Origin of the sequence: Kineosporia corallincola (genome assembly GCF_018499875.1) — a bacterium.
Taxonomy (GTDB): domain Bacteria; phylum Actinomycetota; class Actinomycetes; order Actinomycetales; family Kineosporiaceae; genus Kineosporia; species Kineosporia corallincola.
Window position 1 is genome coordinate 372,336 of sequence record NZ_JAHBAY010000003.1, and the last position, 16,488, is coordinate 388,823.

Sequence of the window (16,488 nt, forward strand, 5' to 3'; positions counted from 1 at the left end):
AACTGATTTACCGGCGCTCACTCCTCGCGGCGTCGCCGCAGTTCCTGGGCCAGGGCCGACACGACGGCGTCCCACAGCCGGGGCTGGGCGGTGTCGGCCACATGGTCGGCCAGCCGGGCGGCCATCGCCACCGCGAACTCGGCGCTGAAGTCGTCCAGGTCCGTCTTCTCCTGTGCGGCAACGGTTCCGGTCCGGGCGGGGGACGCCGCGACCCGGGGTGCCGGGGTCGGCCGCCGGGCCGCGCGGGATCCTTGCAGAGCCGGCACCTGCACCGGATCCGGGACGTCCTGCTCGTCCTGGCCCGGGATCGGCAGTACCGGGCCGTGGTGCACGACGGTGAGGAATTTCGTCGTCCGGGTGTAAGCCACATAGAGCAGTCGCAGGCCGTGGGTGCTGCCCGCGACGATCGCCCCGGGCTCGACCACCACCACGGCCTCGAACTCCAGGCCCTTCGCGGTGACCGGCCCGACCAGGTTGATGCTCGACCCCAGCGCCCCGCCCCGGGTGTCCTGGTACTGCACGCCCTCGGCGTTGAGCACCTCGATCACGGCGGCCCGCTGCTCGTCGGCGCAGACGATGCCGACGAACAGCCCACGGGCCGCGTAATCGCTCGCCGCCCGGACGGTCTCGGCGCCGAGGTCACCGGCGGAGACCCGCCGCAGATCCGGGTCGGCCGGGCCGACCCGCACCACCGACGGCGCCTCGACCGCCGGCGCGGAGTACGGGAGCAGCTGCGCGGCGAGCGCGTAGACCTGTTGCGGCACGCGGTATCCGAGCGTGAGCGGGACGATCGCCGAGGGATACCGGTGGGTCAGCGACGCCACCACGTCGTCCCAGGTGTCGCGCGCCCACGGGCCGGTGGACTGGGCCAGGTCACCCAGCACGGTGTAGGAACCGGAACGGCTGCGGCGGCGCACCGAGCGCAGCTGCATGGGCGAGAGGTCCTGGGCCTCGTCCAGCACGATGTGCCCGAACTGCGACCCGATGCCGTTGAGCATGGTGTCGGCCTCGTCCAGCAGGGCCACGTCGGACAGGCTCCAGCGCTCGTCGGACACCCGGTCGGAGGCCGCGCGGAACAGCAGCGTCACCTCGGCGACGCTGAACCGGTCGCCGGCGGCGGCCAGCAGCCGCTCACGCGAGCCGAACAGGTCGCGCAGGAACTGCTGCGGGGTGAGCGAGGGCCAGAGCCGTTCCAGGGCCGCCTCCACCGCCGGGGCCGGAACCTCCGCCCCCCAGCGCACTCTGGAGGTCACGGTGGCGGTGATCCAGTTACGCATGGCCGTGCGGCCGGCCAGGTAGCTGCGGGCCTGGTTGACGCAGCGGGTCAGGGCGTCTTCCACCTCGGGACGCGCGAGGGTCGTCAGCACGTCGCCCGCCGGGCCGACGGGCAGCCGGTCGGTGCGCTCGGGGAACCGGACCCGTTGCACCAGGGCCCGGGTGAGCAGCTGGCTCATGCGCAGCTCACCCTTGATCCGGGCGGCCTCCGGTGTCTCCTCCCGGCCGGTGCCGGCCTGGGGGCCCAGCGTGCGCAGGTCGCGGTGCTCGACCTGGTGGTCGCCGAGACCGGGCAGCACCTGGCGGATGTAGCGGGTGAAGGTCGGGTTCGGGCCGATCACCAGCACGTCGGCGGAGCCGAGCGTGTCGGAGTGGTTGAACAGCAGCCAGGAGACGCGGTGCAGACCCACCACCGTCTTGCCGGTGCCCGGGCCGCCCTGCACGATCAGGAGCTGCTCCAGCGGCGACCGGATCAGCTCGTACTGGGTGGCGTGGATCGTCTGCACGATGTCGCGCATCTCGCCGGACCGGGAGGCGTCCAGGTCACGCAGAACGGCGTCGTCGATCCCCTCGTGCTCCAGGGCGGTGAGCTCCTCCACCCGGGCCGCGAGGTCGGCGAACACCAGGTCGTCGAAGCCCAGCACCCGGTTGCGCTCGACGTCGAAGGTGCGCTTGCGCACAACGCCCAGGGGGTCGTCGTGGTTCGCCTCGAAATAGGGCGCGGCGGCCGGGGCCTTCCAGCTGATCACGAGCTTCTCGTTGTCGTCGTCGCTGATCGCCCGCTTGCCGACGTAGAGCGTCCAGCCGTCGGTGTGGTCGAACCGGCCGATGGCCACCGCCTCGTCGGGATCACCGAACTGCTCCAGATGTTCCTGGGCGGCCCTCTCCACGGCCGCGGAGGCCTTGCCACCCACCGCCGCCGAGGCCGAGCCCAGGGACTGGCGGCTGCGCTCGCGGGCCTTCCAGGCGAGATCGAAATACTGTTGTTCCCGGGCGATCTCGGCCTCGTCCGCGGAGCCGGCGGGCATACGGTCCTCCTTCCGTCGACAGACCGTCGCGCACGGACGCTCTGCGGCACGGACCCGATCATCATCCACGTCGATTGAACATCGCATCGGCGATAAAATGTGGCGAATCGACCAATTTTCCGGAATGGGTGCGGTAGGCCACTCCTGCCGGGCGCGGGCCACCCAGCTGCCGGGGGATCCGCCCGGCCGATCCGGTCACGAAGCGCTCTGCGGCGCCCCGAATTTCGAGCGCAGGAACTCGCCCTGGAGGAAGAGCTGCTGCTCGTGGCGGTTCGGGGAGGGACGGCGCACCAGGTCGGCCAGCGCCGCCTCGATCGCGGCCAGCTGGTCGGCGACCTCCACGGCGGCGGGCCGTCCGCGCACCAGGGTCTGGGCGTCGGCCAGGGCCATGAAGGGTTCCAGGCTGTCGGGCAGGTACCGCTCCACGGTCGCCTGCACCAGGTGGACCGCGTCGGCCTGGAGCTCGCCGTCGATCAGCCGGACCAGCAGGTCGTCGAGGTGGTCGTCGATGGAGCGCAGCAGGGTGAGCCCCCGGTCGTCCAGCCGCCCCGAGGTGCGGGCGCGCTCCAGCAGGACGCGACGCTCCCGGTCGAGGCCGGGCACCTTCACCGACGACGGCCCGGCGGAGAGCACGTCCGCCCGGGCCAGGGCCTCGGCGATGGCGTTGAGCCGGTCACGGCCGGCCCGGCGGGTGCGGGCGCCGGTGAGCGCCACGGCGGTGACCGCGCCCGCGACCAGACCCAGCAGGGTGGCGACGACGGGGCCCTGCACCAGCAGGAGCACCCCGATCCAGACGGCGGGGGAACCGACCAGAACCGCGGCGTTCCAGGCCTGTTCCCGTGGGGAGCGGCCGGCGGGCCGGGCGGAGAGGTTCTGGAGGGCATCACCGTAGGCGGTGGAGCGCTGCACCAGGCAGCGCGACTGCACGACGGGCAGCCGGGGAGCGATCAACTCGACGTCCATCCGGGTGCGGGCCAGGTCGCGGCGAACCCGCCGGGCCGCGGCGGAGGGCACCGATCCCCTGGCCGCCATCCCGGCGACCCGGTCACGCGTGCTGTCCAGCCTGGCCCCGACCGCGTCGGCCGTGCCGGCGGGGTCGGCCGCCATCAGGGGGCCGGCCACGGTGCGATAGGCCCGTTCCGACACGGCGGGCGCCCGGTCGTGGACGACGTCGACCGCGCCGTCCAGGAAGCGCCCTGCCAGCCTTGCCCCTCGCACCGCCATCGGTCATCCCCTTCCGCACGCCTGCCGGCAGTATCCGCTCAACTCAACGTGCCGGTCGAGGGGAAGGTGCCCGCAGGGACATCAAGGACCCGCCCGACGAACCATGAACTCGTTCTGCCCTGACGATCGGCAAGTGCACGGTTCCCGGATCCCCGCGAGCACCATGAGTACGGCGTTCCGCGGCGGGCCCGGCAACCCGGCAACCCGGCAGCCGAACCCAGGAACGCTGCGCCGAAACCGAACGACTGCGCGTCTTCTTCGTGGCGACCCACCGCAGAATCTCGTTCTGTCCCTGGACCGCACTTCAACCCCGGAATCTGGCGGAGACGGACGTCTGACGGGCGTACGCTTCCGTGCGAACCAGCGACGGTCACGGAAGATTGGTACGCGCCTCGTCATGGACGACCCTGCCGCAGTCACACACTCGCGCCTCGGTTTTCGCTCACTCTTCTCCGTGCCCCAGCAGGAAGAGCCCGACATCGTCGGCGCGGTCACAGCGCAGCTGGTCAGCTGGTTACGGTCAAAGAACTACGACGCGGACGCCCTGCGGGACGACGAGCTCGTGCCGTTGGCCAAGAGTGTCACAGGTTCGACACACCATCTGAAGGAGACCGACGGCTCCGTCATCTTCCATGCCCGGGTGATCGAGGCGCTGAACGGCACCTGGACCTCGAAACTCACCGTTCACCTGCCCGGACGCCCGACGGACGATGCCGCGGTCCTCCTCGAGGTCAGCGGCCCGTCCAAACCCGGCCCGCCCCGCCTGGCCAAGCTGCTCACCGGGGCGCTGTCGGCCCATGACTCGCTGTCCGAGCTGGGTGACGTACCCAAGATCGTACGGACCGATGACGTGGATGCCCTGGTCGACGTGATCTGCGATCCTGATCGTCGTGGGCTGGTGTTCGTCGCCGGGATGCACGAAAGCCTGCCCTACGACAGGTGGTACACGTTCGTGAAGCGGCTGCTCGCCGCATCGACCGGTCTGGCCGGCAAGTACTTCCTCGATTCGGCGGCGACCGTCCTGCTGGCCGAGAGCCTCGGCCGCTCACACGCCGTTTCGCCGGGCAGCGTGCGCACTTACATGCCGGGCGCCGATCCGGCGAGCGAACTCGACGCCCTGCGGCACCGCATTCTCAGCACGGCGCGGATCAGCCGCGACACCCACAGCCGGATGTCGTCGCTCCTGCGCAACCGGGCCCATGACGAGATGCTCCGGGCCGAACTGCCGGGCAAGGTGCGGAGGATCGAGCGGCGGATCGCCGACCACCTGGACCGTTTGCTGGTCGCCCCGCCGGAGCAGCCGGTCGCGCCGGTGGCCTCGCAGATTCCCACCCTGTCACGTCCGGTGGAGATCACCGCGGCACAGATCCCGCAGCCGGTTCGGGCCTCCCCGGTCGACGCCTCGGCTCTCGCTGCCGTGCAGCGCGTGTTTCAGGTGGACGAGCCGAAGGCGGCCCACTGGGAACGCCTCGCCGAGCTCGCGCTACTCGGACTGGCGGCGCGCGAGAACCAGGAGCGCGTCGTCACCCAGTTGTCGCGCCTGCGCGACGAATTGGAAGACAGCGCCTCCGACCAGAAGAAACTGCGATGGCGCCTGGACGACGAACAGCTCGAGCACTCCGAGGCGCTGGCCGAACTCGACGCCGCCCGCCGGCGCAACGCCTACCTCGAGAAGCAGCTGATCGACTCGAACCAAGCCGACCTGGTGTACGCCGGATCGGCGCCGTCGACCCGTGACGAGGTCAGCGATTTCGAGGAGGTCCTCATCAGGGCGCAAGACCTCGAACATGTCGTGATCACGTGCCCGGAGTCCGTGCCCATGAGCCTGACCCAGCACGACCCCCTCGGCGAGTGGGCACGCAAGACCTGGCAGATCCTCGGCGTGCTGGACGACTACGCAGCTGCCTCGCTCGCCGGGCACTGCACCACGGATGTCGCCGGATACCTGCGTAACACTCCCGACGGCTACCGCGGCTACTCGGCGAACCGCCACGCCGTCAGCGAGTCCGAGGATGTGCGGAACAACTCGAAATTCCGCGATGCGCGAGTTCTTCCGGTTCCGGAATCCGTCGTCGCGACGGGGTGGGTCGAGATGATGGCCCACTTCAAGATCGCGCAGTCGGGCATGATCAGTCCTCGCCTGCACTACTACGACGACACATCGCGCTCCGCGAAGATCTATGTGGGGCACATCGGGCAGCACCTGCCCACCAAGCGCACGAACTGACGGCCGGAATCAGGCCTGTGTATTTCCGATGGCGGGCCGCCCCGTCCGCGGTCCCGTCACGTCGAGCACCGCTTCGACCGGACCCGATCCGGTTCAATCAGGGCGGGGGATGTCTGGAGCCGAGCGATCCAGTTCGCCCCGTGACTGCACGAACACCGAACGCACAGTCGAAACCTCTTACGCCCGCTGCCTTCAGCCCTCACGGCCCGCGTACCGCACCCGCGCTGTACAGCACCTTTCGTCGCATTCGCCCCGTCCGTGGCAGGCTCCATGCCGATATCGGGTGAATGGCCCGGTACACGACATCCCGGGAGGTAGACCATGGCCGTTTCGATCGAGCTCTCCAAGGCGCTGGACAAGGGCTTCAAGAGCAGCAGCGTCAAGGAGATCCTGGACGCCCCCGTGTCCGCGCTGTCCGGTGTGACGGAGGCGGACGCCGAGCACCTGGCCGCCGACTTCAACATCAAGACCGTCCGCGACCTGGGCACGAACAAGTTCTTCACGTTCGCGGCCGCCCTGGTCACGCTGGCCGACCGCGAGGGCTGACGCCTTCGGGGCGCTGAGCCGGAACGCCGGCTCGGCGCCCCGCTCCCGTCGACCTGGACCAGCCGTACTCCCGAGCGATCGGGTGACGAACCTCAAGACCGGCTCAGGACCCACCCCCGGCTGCCGATCCCCCAAGAAATGGACCGGTTCTGGAAGGCGTACCTCGGCACGGGCGTGCTCGTCGTCGCGGTGTACCTGCTGTTCCCGGCCGGCGTCCCCCGTGACCTGATCTACGGCGTGGTCGGCCTGTCCAGCGTGGCCGCCATCGCCGCCGGCGTCCTGCGTCACCGACCTGCCCGCCCCTGGGCGTGGTGGGCGATGGCGGCCGGCCAGCTGATGTGGGTCTGCGCCGACACCCTGTTCAGCTGGTACCAGGACGTCGCCCACATCGATCCCTACCCCTCGCCGGCCGACGGCGTCTACCTCCTGGCCTATCCCCTGGTCTCGGCGGGCTTCGTGGTGCTGGTGCGAGCGCGGCAGCAAAGGCGGGACGTCGCGGGCCTGATCGACAGCGGCGTCCTCACCGCCGGCCTGGCCCTGGTGTCGTGGGTGGTGCTGGGCGCGCCGATCGCCCGGGCCGGTGATCTGTCGTTCCCGGAAAAGGTCGTGGGAGTGGCCTATCCGGCCGCCGACATCTTGCTCCTCGCCGTCCTGATGCGGCTGGTCATCGTGCCCGGCGGCCGCACTCCCGCCTTCCGCCTGCTCACCGGCGCCGCCCTGGCGCTGCTGGTCGCGGACTCGGTGTTCGCCGTCCTGATCGCGACCTCCGGGTACGAGAGCAGCGCCGTCGATCTGGTGTGGCTGGCGTCCTACGTCCTCTGGGGGTCGGCGGCGCTGCATCCCTCGATGCGCGAACTCACCGAGACCCACGTCCACAAGCCGGTCCCGTTCACCCGCCGGCGCCTGACCGCACTCACCGTGGCCGTCCTCCTGGCCCCGGTCATCCTCATTGTCCAGCTGATCTCCGGTACGGCGCCCAGCGTCTGGGCGGTGGCCCTCGCGTCCATCGTCCTGTTCAGCCTCGTGGTGATGCGCATGAACGCGGCCATCCAGCAGGTCGTCGTCTCCACCGAGCAGCGGGTTCGTCTCCAGAACGACCTGGCCTACCAGGCGGCTCACGACTCGCTCACCGAACTGGCCAACCGGGCAAGGGCTCTCGAACTGATAGAAGCCGGACTGCACCGCGGGCAGCGTTCCGGAGGACCGGTCGGGCTGCTCTTCATCGACCTCGATCACTTCAAGGCGGTCAACGACACCCACGGTCATCGAGCGGGGGACGACGTACTACGCGAAACCGCCGCCAGGATGAAGCGTCTCATTCGCGCGGGCGACAGCATCGGCCGCCTGGGCGGTGACGAGTTCGTCGTCCTGATCGAATCGGTCTCCACCGAGAGGGATCTCATCGATCTGGCCGAGCGCCTGGTCGCCAGCATCTCCGCGCCGATGCGCGCCGGAGGGCACGACGTGGTGATCGGCGCGAGCATCGGCGTGGCCGTCAACCGGGACGGCGGGACCGACGCCGCGGGACTGCTGCACGAGGCCGACGCAGCCGCCTACCGGGCCAAGTCCGCAGGTCGCGGACGGGTTGAGGTGTTCGACGAGGCCCTGCGCCGCCAGTTGGACGAGCGGGCCGAGCTGGAGGAGGCGATACGCGAGGGCCTGGCAGCCGGCGAGTTCCTGCTGCACTACCAGCCCGTCGTGCGCGTGGACGGCGCCACACTGGAGGGTTACGAGGCCCTGGTCCGCTGGAACCGCCCGGGACACGGGCTGACCATGCCGGACTCGTTCATCCCCACCGCCGAGAAATCCACCCTGATCTGCCATCTGGGACGCTGGGTCCTGGGTGAGGCGACACTCCGGTTCGCCCGGTGGTTGCAGACCAGAACCATGGACGACGAGGAGCCCGGCTCCCCCGTCACGATCGCCGTGAACATCTCGGGCCGCCACCTGGCCGCCGCGAGCATCGTGACCGACGTGAAGAACGCCCTGCGGGCCGCGCAGCTGCCGCCGGAGCTGCTGGTGCTGGAGATCACCGAGACCGTCCTGATCGACGAGCCCGCCGCCGCGCCCCACCTGCGGGCGCTGCGGGAGCTGGGCGTCAAGATCAGCATCGACGACTTCGGCACCGGCTACACCTCCATCGGGCAGCTCCAGTTCCTGAACGCCGACACCCTGAAGATCGACAAGAGCCTGGTCGGCTCCCAGCGCCCGGGTGCCGCCGAGCTGGTCGAGCTGGTGGTGCGCGCCGCCCACGCCTTCGGGCTCAGCGTCATCGCCGAGGGCATCGAGCACGAGGAGCAGGTACTCGCACTGCAACGGGTGGGGTGTGATTCCGCGCAGGGGTACTTGTTCGCGCGGCCGCAGGAGAGCCTGGACGTGGGGCGGGATCTGGTGCCGCGTCGCTCACCACCGTCGGCGGGAGAGCGCCCGGGCGATTGATCAGTACGCCGAACGAACTGGGGCGAAGGGGTTTTCGCCGCCACGTCGGGCCGACGACCGGCCCTCCAGCACGACCCCACCGCACCCCGCGGCCCCCCATTTTGGAGGACGGCCCCTTCATCCTCTAAGCTTTCTCAAGTCCGCGGATGAGCCCACAGCTCAGCCGCGAGTCGCAGGCCCCCATCGTCTAGCGGCCTAGGACGCCGCCCTCTCAAGGCGGTAGCACGGGTTCAAATCCCGTTGGGGGTACGGCACCAACAGCACATGCAAGGCCCTGTAGCGCAGTTGGTTAGCGCGCCGCCCTGTCAAGGCGGAGGTCGCGGGTTCAAGTCCCGTCAGGGTCGCCTCATCCGGCAGCTCGCCAGCTTGACCCGACCGAAACGCGAGGGAAGAGGCCCGGCACGTTGTCCGCTCCGCTCCTGCCTCCGGCCGGCTGGTATCTCGACGTCCAGATCCCTGGCCGCGACCGGTGGTGGGACGGCGAACGCTGGACCGAGCACGCCCGCCCCACCCCTCACCCCGCCGTTCCGCGCGAAGCCCCGTGGCTGCACGAGACGCGGATCCCCCTGCTCGGCGCCCAGGCCCGGTTCGACGGAACCCGCCTGGTCGTCGAGGCCGGGTTCCCCGCCGTCGCCCGTGAGCTGGGCTCCCGGCGTCTGATCGTCGCCATGGTGGACGTCCTCGGCGTCGAGGTCTCCGAGCCCGGCACCCAGCGGCACGGGACGGTGACGTTCGATGTCCGCCCGCACCCCGTCCGGCTGCGTTTCCAGCGCGAGCATGCCGACGGAGTGCTCTGGCTGCGCGACATGATCACCGTCGCCCTGGCACCCCGCCGGATTCCGCAGGCACCGCCGCACCTGCCTGAAGACGCCCGAAGCCTCCAGGAAGCAGGGCCGGACGCCCCGGAGGCCCGGCCCTGGCGTTCACCCGACAACGCCGCAGAGGCCGGGCTCCCGCTGCCGATCCGTGCCCGGACCACGCCACCCCCCGGACCAGCACCTCGCCGGGCCGCGGCGGCTCCGGCCGCACCAGGTGACGAGACGGATCACCTCCAGGCAGCCCTCACCTGGATCGCCGCCAACCACGAACCGGAGCACGTGCCGGAGGCCGCCACGCAGGCCTTCCTGCGACGCGAGCCGGAGACCCTGTCGACGGCCGTCACCTGGAGCACCCCCGAGCCCGCGCCGATCGCGGAGCGAGAGCCCGGCGTGGACCCCGACACCGGCCCGGCAACACTCACCGACGCCGGCCCGGAACCGAAGTCCCGGCCGGACGGCGTCGACGAACCGGGCCTCCCCCCGGTCGCTCTGGTCGCTCCGGTCGCTCCGGTCGCCCCCGTCACCCCCGTCGCCCCGGCTGAGGCGACCGCCGAAGATGATCCGGAGTTGTCCCGGGCCACCCCGAAGGCCGAGGCGTTCGAAGCGGCCGAGACGGCCGGACCGGCCGAAGCGGCCGAGACGGCCGGACCGGTCGAGACGGCCGAAGCGGCCGAGCCGGCCGGACCGGTCGAGACGGCCGAACCGGTCGAGCCGGCCGAACCGTTCGAGACGGCCGAACCGGTCGAGACGGCCGAACCGGTCGAGACGGCCGAACCGGTCGAGACGGCCGAACCGGTCGAGACGGCCGAAAAGGCCGAAAAGGCCGAAAAGGCCAGGGTGACCGAAGCGAACGAGACAGCCCAAGTGGCAGAAACGTCCCCAGCGGTCGAGACGGTCGAGGCAGCCAAGGCCGGGAAGACGACTGAAGCGGACGAGACAACCGAAGCCAAGACAACCAAGGCCGACAAGACAGCCGAGGCCAACGAAACAGCCGAAGCGGCCGGGGCAATCAAGGGCGGCAAGGCGACCGAGACGACCGACGCGAACGAGGCAGCCACGTCGGTCGAGACGGCTACGACGGGCGCGGCGGTCAACACGGTCGGCACAGCCGAGGCGGTCGAGGCGAACGACCAGGTCAATCCGGCGGGAACGCTCGACGCGGCCGGCATGGCAGAAACAGTCGACGTGGTCGGCACAGCCGAGGCGCTCAAGGCAGCCGAAGCACCCCCGGTGGTCGAGGCGACGCAGAAGGCCACAGCGACCGAGCACTCGCCCGCCGACGAGAGCAGGGGCAAGACAGCGGAAACTCCGGACGACGCGTCACCGGCTTCGCTGCCCACGCTCGTCTCGCGGCAGGCCGGCATCTCCGCCCCGCAACCGGACGCGGCGAACCACCAGGACCCGACAGCGCCCGAGAGCTCGATCCCGCTGCAAGGCTCGGCAGTCTCGGAAAACTTTCCGGCGTCCGAGAGCTCGCAGGCCACCCCAGGATCGGTCGCGTCTCCTCTCACCACCCCGGCACGTCCGGCCGCCCCGGAGACCGCCGCTCTGCCCCGCATCGGCATCCCCTTCCCCGCGAACCACGCAAAGCCCTGGGCCGCAAGGCCATCCGCACTCGATCAGCAGCCTGCCCCGCGCCCGAACGATCCGCCGACCAGCCATCGCGCGCCGCAGCCCGATTCCGAGGCCCAGCCCCGCACCGACGACTCGGCGCAGAAGGCCGGGGCGATTCCCTCGGCACCGGTCAGATCCGCTCTGCCGCCCGACGCCACGGCACCCATTCCCCTCGCCGTCGCCAGGAGTCGCAGAACCTCGGGCACTCCTGAGACCGCTCGCACCTCACCGGCCGCGAATGCTCCTCAACGCATGGACGAAAGCCCGCTTTCCGGCGCTCGCAGGCCGATCACGCACGGTCCCCAGTGGTTCGGGCCGGAGCAGACCGTCGAGGTCGGATCGTTCGTCCTGCCCGGCCTGATCTATGTGGGACGCCGCTCCCGCCGCTCGGAACGCCTCAACGGCGAGCCGGGGCTCATCGACCCGGGCCTGGACTCGGCCACCGGCACCCCGGACTGGACCGGTGACGGAATCGGCAAGAACCCCAGCTATCACACCCTGAAAACCGGCCAGCGCAACGCCTATCTGTCCTGGCTGGCTTCCGGGCGCCGGGAACCCGCTGCTCCACCGGCGGTTTTCGGCACCATTTTCCTCTACGGCCTCGAACGGCGCATCATGGTGGACGCCCACGGCGGCGACCAGCGGGCCCGCGCCGAGATCTCCGCGATCGTTGCCGAGGTACGGCGCCTGAAAACCGTTTTCGCGGAGAACGAGGCCTTCGGCACGAGCGCTGACGCACTCGTCGAGGCAGCCGCCTGGGTCGAGGCCGACGGGGCCGTCGACCTGGACGCCGACCCCGGCCCCGACCTCGACGCCACTCTCGACAACGACCCCGGCCCCGGCCGAAGCCGGCCGCCGGCCGAGCCCCCGACCGTGTGGCTGCGCCGCCGGCTGGGTGAGTTCGCCCGTCAGGAAAGGCCTTTGCCGGCATCGTGGGCCCTCGCCTGGGCGACCGCCGCTCCCGGCAACCCGCTGCCGCCTCTGGTGACCCGGCGCCCGGCGGAGTTCGCTCCGCTGTTCCGCACCCGCTACCACGAGCATCACGGCCAGGGCCTCGTGATCAGCCCGGACGGGCCGCCCCTGAGCCTGTCCTACCGGCCGGCAGCCGGCGATCTGCCCCGGATCGAGCTGACGTTCGGCGTACCCGACGTCGTCCATGCGCCCGACACCCTGAAGGCGATCTCCGCCGTGGCCCAGGCCTGCGCCGACGAGCTCGACGCCTACAGCCAGTGGCTGGGTGACGACGACGGCTCCGCCACCCCGGCCGCCCTGCTCGCCGACCTCCTGACCAGGGGCGACACGTCGTCCCCGTGAACGACCCGGACCACGGGCAGCGCCTCAGAAGGCCTCGTCGTACAGAGCCCGCAGTTCCGAGGAGGCCGGCCCGCTGTACCCGCACCCCCGGACGGCGCCACCCTCGACCGCCACCAGATACCTGCCGCCCACCTCGAAAGAGTCGGCCCCGAGCAGGGATTCCGAAGCGCCGCTGGTCTGGGCCACCTCCAGCACGCCGACCGGGGACCCGGCCCAGACCCGGGAGACATCGAGCGTGACCACACCGGACGAGACGCTCCGGACCGTTCCCTCCACCGCCAGTTCCACGCCGATAAGCCCGTCCGCGGAGGGCGCCGCGCACTTGAACGTCGCACCACCTCCACCCTGGACCCGCTGGACGACGGGCGCCGGCTCGTCCCTCACGTTCCCCTTCACCCCGGCGAAGATCCCGGCCGCGGCCGCCGCCAGCAGAACGGCACCGGCGACCGGCCTCGCCCGACCCGACCACAGACTCCGCCGCTGCCGGGAAACATCGGTGCGGCCGGCGTCCATGACTGAAGCGGTGAGGCCGGAAACCCGCTCGGCGGAGAGCGGTTCGAGCGACACCGCCGGATCCGCACGACGCAGCCGGGCTCGCAGGTCGTCCTCGGTCATCGCTTCCTCCTCTCGTTCCCGGTACCGGATCGTTCGAGTTCGGCCCTCAGCCGCTCCCGGGCCCGGTGCAGCCGGATGGTCGCCGCGTTCGCCGAAATGCCCAGTACCTGGCCGATCTCGGCTGCCGCCAGTTCTTCCCAGGCCCACAGCCGCAGCAGTTCGGCGTCCTGGGGACGCAGCCGCGCCAGTGCCGTCGTCAGGTCGACGGAGGCGTCGCCGGCCGGTGGACCCGGCGGATCGAGCGTGACGAGGCGGGCCACCAGACGGTCCTGCCGGCGCCGCGAGCGCTCCGCGTTGGCCAGGCAGTTGCGGGCCACACCGTAGGCCCAGGGCAGCGGCTCGGCCGGGATCTCGGACAGCCTGCGCCAGCACACCAGCAGGGTCTCGGCGAGGACGTCCTCGGCGGTCGCCGGGTCGGTGCGCCGGGCCAGGAACCGCCGCAGCGGCTCGATCAGCTCGGCGACCAGCCCTTCGAACCGGGTACGGGTCACTGCCTCCATGCCCTCCCATGTCCGGCCGGGCCCAGATCCTTTCAGCCGCCGAACGCCACCTCATAATATTTCTGGAGGTCGGGGTCGTCGGCCGGGCCGCTGAGGCAGTCGGCCACCCAGCTGTCGCTGACGGTGATCAGGTAGCTCCGGCCCCGGGTGAACGTGGCGCCACCGCCCATGGCCTCCGGGGGCACCTCCGCCCGCACCCGGACCGGTCCGCCGACGTCGCCGACGAAGGTCCGGTCGACGTGCAGGGTCGCGATCCCGCCCGAGACCTGGATGACCGTTCCGCGGAAGACGAGATCGGCGTCCCTCAGGTGTTCCGGATCAATGGGCCGGGCACAGCGGACGGTGGCGCCGCCGCTCGTCGTGACCTCGGTGACCGAACCGGGCGTGGCACCGGCATCGGTGCCGACGTTGGCGTTGGCGGATGAGCAGCCGGCCATGGTGAGCGCGGCCAGCAGGGCGAGAATGATCGGCTTCATGGCGATTCATGTCCGGCCACGGGGCCGGAATTTCGCTCCGGCCCGGCCGATGCTGCACTCCCACCGTCCTGAAATCCTGGAAAGCCGGTACAAGTAGCGAATATCCGTATTCTTTGAGGGCCCCACTCAGGTAGGTCCACGTGGACACCCACGCCACGCATCGTTGACGACCCTTGAGGTGACGTACACCATCATGTACATGACGATCCCCTTCGGCGCCACCCACATCTCCATGGCGGACGCTCGCGCCAACCTGCGAGAACTCTTGGACAACGTGAAGACCACCCATGCCCGCTACCGCATCACCCGCAACGGAGAGGCGGACGCGATACTCATGTCCGTCGACGACCTGGAAGCACTCGAAGAGACGCTGGAGATTCTCAGCGACCCTGACGAAGTGGCTGCCATCCGCGAAGGGCTTGCCGACATCGAGGCAGGAAATGTCTTTACCCTCGACGAAGTTCGGCGGGAGCTAGGTCTGTGACATACAAGATCGTCCTTGCCGCATCCGCAAAACGCGATCTGGCGAAGCTACCCGAGAAGGTACTTCCAGCGGTCCTTGAGTTCATCGCCGGGCCGCTGTCACAGGAGCCACATCGCGTGGGCAAACCCCTGATGAATGATCTGCACGGCCTCCGTTCCGCACGTAGAGGAACGTTCCGGATCGTCTATCACGTCGGCGAAGCGCTGATCGAGGTACATGTGGTCCGCGTCCGGCACCGACGGGATGCCTACCGCTCCGGCTGACATCACCTCAGCGCCACCTCACCCGGCGGATGCGATCTTCACCCGATCGCCTGCGGAGGAATCAGGTCGCGAGCGCTTCAGACAGGTGGACCACGGGTCGATGTCTCGCAGACGTCATCTCATCCATCTAGATTTGATTGACTCAAATCTAGGGTCTATGTTCATCCCATGCCCTCGGGCAGAAAGGTGGACTCCCATGAACGACCACGACCTCGTCGACACCGGCGAGATGTACCTCAAGGCCGTCCTCGAGCTCGAGGAGGAGGGCGTGGTTCCGCTGCGCGCCCGGCTGGTGGAGCGTTTCGACCAGTCCGGCCCCACGGTCAGCCAGACCGTCGACCGGCTGCGCCGCAACAATCTGCTCGACCTGGGTGGTGACCGGCAGCTCGTGCTGACCGAGTCCGGGCGGGCCACGGCCGGGAACGTGATGCGCAAGCACCGTCTCACCGAGGTCTTCCTGCACCAGGTGGTCGGGCTGGAGTGGCCGCTGCTGCACACCGAGGCCTGCCGCTGGGAACATGTGATCAGCGACCACACCGAGAGCCTCGTGGCCCAGCTGCTCGGCCACCCCCGCTACTCGCCCTACGGCAACCCGATCGAGGCGGGCGTCAGCGCCGGCACCGAGAACCTGGTCCGGCACGACGGGCACGAGCCGATCAGGATCGCCTGGATCGGCGAGCCCCTCCAGGCCGACCCGAGCGCCCTCCAGGAGCTCATGGACCAGGGCCTCACCCCCGGCGCCACCGTCACCGTCACCGAGCGCCACACCTCGGGGGTCACCCTGGTCAATGCGGAGGACGCCGGTGTGCGGCTGTCCGGGCAGGTGGCCCGGCACATCTTCGTCGCCCCCGTGGGAGCCGACCTGTCCGGCATCCCGGGAGCCGGCGAGCCCCGCACGCTCGCGGCCCAGGTCTGACCGGCCGCTACATCTTGGGATACAGCGCTCCGCGCTGGCGGATCAGCTGGGCCCTCAACCGGGGCCCGAGCAGTTCCACCACCCCCGCCGCGGGCTCGTTCGGGTAGGGCAGGTTCTCCACGAACGAGACCGCGATCGGTTCTTCCTGCGGGCCGGTGTACTCGTCCTCCAGGAAGGCTCGCTGGAGTCGGCCGCGCAGGCCGTACGCCAGGATCAGCAGCGGCAGCACCTTGACGGCTTCTTCGACGAACGGGTCGACGGTGTACGAGGCGACCTCGACCACGTGGTTCAACGGCTGACCGGTGGCCCCGGCCCACACCCGGGTCACGGCGTACTCCAGGGCGACGGCCAGCACCCCGCACCCGTAGAAGCCCAGACCGGCCGCCAGAAACAGGGTTCCGAGCCGGACCGAGCGGGTGGGCTGCCCGAGCACGGCCAGCTGGACCACACCCCAGCAACAGGTGAAGACCATGGCGAGCATCAGCACGGCGACGTCCGTCCGCGCCGCCTCGTCCGCGACCGGATCACACCACGAATGCACTTTTCATCCGGATTGCGCACGCTACATGTTGACGCAGCGTGGCATCCGCGCACCAATCAGCTACCGCTCCGGTGATCACTACCGCACATGGCGGGCCGCTCGCGGCCGTGAGGACAGCGGGCACACATGGGTTTTTGACACCACCTAACCGCTCAGGCCGGTGTCAAAACAAAAGAGCCCCTCCGGCTCAGACCACACGGTGACGACG

The 16,488-nt window shown here is 70.2% G+C and carries 13 protein-coding genes and 2 tRNA genes; 9 read left to right on the top strand and 6 right to left on the bottom strand.

Going from position 1 to position 16,488, the window contains the following annotated elements; all coding sequences use genetic code 11:
- Positions 1-17: 17 nt before the first annotated feature.
- Positions 18-2,303: a HelD family protein gene (locus KIH74_RS08930; RefSeq protein WP_214155339.1), complete on the bottom strand. Its 2,286-nt coding sequence runs from the start codon at positions 2,301-2,303 to the stop codon at positions 18-20.
- A gap of 195 nt (positions 2,304-2,498) precedes the next feature.
- Entirely contained in the window at positions 2,499-3,527 is a 1,029-nt protein-coding gene (locus tag KIH74_RS08935) for a hypothetical protein (RefSeq protein ID WP_214155340.1), read from the bottom strand.
- A 163-nt stretch (positions 3,528-3,690) separates the two neighbouring features.
- Here KIH74_RS08935 and KIH74_RS08940 point away from each other — a divergent pair, with 163 nt between their 5' ends.
- From KIH74_RS08940 to KIH74_RS08965, 6 genes are all read left to right on the top strand, one after another.
- Positions 3,691-5,754 (top strand): hypothetical protein, encoded by a 2,064-nt coding sequence (locus KIH74_RS08940; RefSeq protein ID WP_214155341.1) that lies wholly within the window; start codon positions 3,691-3,693, stop codon positions 5,752-5,754.
- Between the two features lie 321 nt (positions 5,755-6,075).
- Positions 6,076-6,300: a hypothetical protein gene (locus tag KIH74_RS08945; protein ID WP_214155342.1), complete on the top strand. Its 225-nt coding sequence runs from the start codon at positions 6,076-6,078 to the stop codon at positions 6,298-6,300.
- Positions 6,301-6,438: 138 nt separating this feature from the next.
- The gene (locus KIH74_RS08950) at positions 6,439-8,739 is read left to right on the top strand and encodes a putative bifunctional diguanylate cyclase/phosphodiesterase (protein WP_214155343.1); all 2,301 of its coding nucleotides are present in this window, start codon (positions 6,439-6,441) and stop codon (positions 8,737-8,739) included.
- A gap of 176 nt (positions 8,740-8,915) precedes the next feature.
- A tRNA-Glu gene (locus KIH74_RS08955) sits at positions 8,916-8,988 on the top strand.
- Positions 8,989-9,009: 21 nt separating this feature from the next.
- Positions 9,010-9,083: transfer RNA gene (locus KIH74_RS08960), tRNA-Asp, on the top strand.
- Between the two features lie 60 nt (positions 9,084-9,143).
- On the top strand, positions 9,144-12,485 hold the full coding sequence (locus tag KIH74_RS08965) for a TerB N-terminal domain-containing protein (RefSeq protein WP_214155344.1): 3,342 nt from the start codon (positions 9,144-9,146) through the stop codon (positions 12,483-12,485).
- Between the two features lie 24 nt (positions 12,486-12,509).
- Here the strand turns inward: KIH74_RS08965 and KIH74_RS08970 are convergent, their stop codons facing one another.
- The 3 genes from KIH74_RS08970 to KIH74_RS08980 are packed head-to-tail and all read right to left on the bottom strand — an operon-like array spanning position 12,510 to position 14,076.
- Complete coding sequence (locus tag KIH74_RS08970; RefSeq protein WP_214155345.1) at positions 12,510-13,100, bottom strand: hypothetical protein; 591 nt, start codon at positions 13,098-13,100, stop codon at positions 12,510-12,512.
- Entirely contained in the window at positions 13,097-13,600 is a 504-nt protein-coding gene (locus KIH74_RS08975; protein WP_214155346.1) for an RNA polymerase sigma factor, read from the bottom strand. The genes KIH74_RS08970 and KIH74_RS08975 overlap by 4 nt, the downstream gene beginning before the upstream one ends.
- A gap of 32 nt (positions 13,601-13,632) precedes the next feature.
- Positions 13,633-14,076, bottom strand: a complete 444-nt coding sequence (locus KIH74_RS08980; RefSeq protein ID WP_214155347.1) for a hypothetical protein — start codon at positions 14,074-14,076, stop codon at positions 13,633-13,635.
- Positions 14,077-14,275: 199 nt separating this feature from the next.
- Between KIH74_RS08980 and KIH74_RS08985 the strand changes: the two genes are divergently transcribed.
- The 3 genes from KIH74_RS08985 to KIH74_RS08995 all read left to right on the top strand — a co-directional run bounded on the left by KIH74_RS08985 (position 14,276) and on the right by KIH74_RS08995 (position 15,739).
- Positions 14,276-14,560 (top strand): type II toxin-antitoxin system Phd/YefM family antitoxin, encoded by a 285-nt coding sequence (locus KIH74_RS08985; protein ID WP_214155348.1) that lies wholly within the window; start codon positions 14,276-14,278, stop codon positions 14,558-14,560.
- A complete protein-coding gene (locus tag KIH74_RS08990; protein ID WP_214155349.1) occupies positions 14,557-14,823 on the top strand; it encodes a type II toxin-antitoxin system RelE family toxin in 267 nt (88 codons plus the stop codon). Before KIH74_RS08985 ends, KIH74_RS08990 begins: the two co-directional genes overlap by 4 nt.
- Positions 14,824-15,019: 196 nt before the next feature.
- Positions 15,020-15,739: a metal-dependent transcriptional regulator gene (locus KIH74_RS08995; protein ID WP_214155350.1), complete on the top strand. Its 720-nt coding sequence runs from the start codon at positions 15,020-15,022 to the stop codon at positions 15,737-15,739.
- 7 nt (positions 15,740-15,746) lie between these two features.
- Here the strand turns inward: KIH74_RS08995 and KIH74_RS09000 are convergent, their stop codons facing one another.
- Positions 15,747-16,280, bottom strand: a complete 534-nt coding sequence (locus tag KIH74_RS09000; protein WP_214155351.1) for a hypothetical protein — start codon at positions 16,278-16,280, stop codon at positions 15,747-15,749.
- Positions 16,281-16,488: the final 208 nt, after the last annotated feature.

Bases quoted from the DNA above. Each gene is read 5' to 3' on its own strand.
- KIH74_RS08930 (WP_214155339.1), bottom strand. From the start codon at position 2,303: ATGCCCGCCGGCTCCGCGGACGAGGCCGAGATCGCCCGGGAACAACAG.
- KIH74_RS08935 (WP_214155340.1), bottom strand. From the start codon at position 3,527: ATGGCGGTGCGAGGGGCAAGGCTGGCAGGGCGCTTCCTGGACGGCGCG.
- KIH74_RS08940 (WP_214155341.1), top strand. From the start codon at position 3,691: ATGAGTACGGCGTTCCGCGGCGGGCCCGGCAACCCGGCAACCCGGCAG.
- KIH74_RS08945 (WP_214155342.1), top strand. From the start codon at position 6,076: ATGGCCGTTTCGATCGAGCTCTCCAAGGCGCTGGACAAGGGCTTCAAG.
- KIH74_RS08950 (WP_214155343.1), top strand. From the start codon at position 6,439: ATGGACCGGTTCTGGAAGGCGTACCTCGGCACGGGCGTGCTCGTCGTC.
- KIH74_RS08970 (WP_214155345.1), bottom strand. From the start codon at position 13,100: ATGACCGAGGACGACCTGCGAGCCCGGCTGCGTCGTGCGGATCCGGCG.
- KIH74_RS08975 (WP_214155346.1), bottom strand. From the start codon at position 13,600: ATGGAGGCAGTGACCCGTACCCGGTTCGAAGGGCTGGTCGCCGAGCTG.
- KIH74_RS08980 (WP_214155347.1), bottom strand. From the start codon at position 14,076: ATGAAGCCGATCATTCTCGCCCTGCTGGCCGCGCTCACCATGGCCGGC.
- KIH74_RS08985 (WP_214155348.1), top strand. From the start codon at position 14,276: ATGACGATCCCCTTCGGCGCCACCCACATCTCCATGGCGGACGCTCGC.
- KIH74_RS08995 (WP_214155350.1), top strand. From the start codon at position 15,020: ATGAACGACCACGACCTCGTCGACACCGGCGAGATGTACCTCAAGGCC.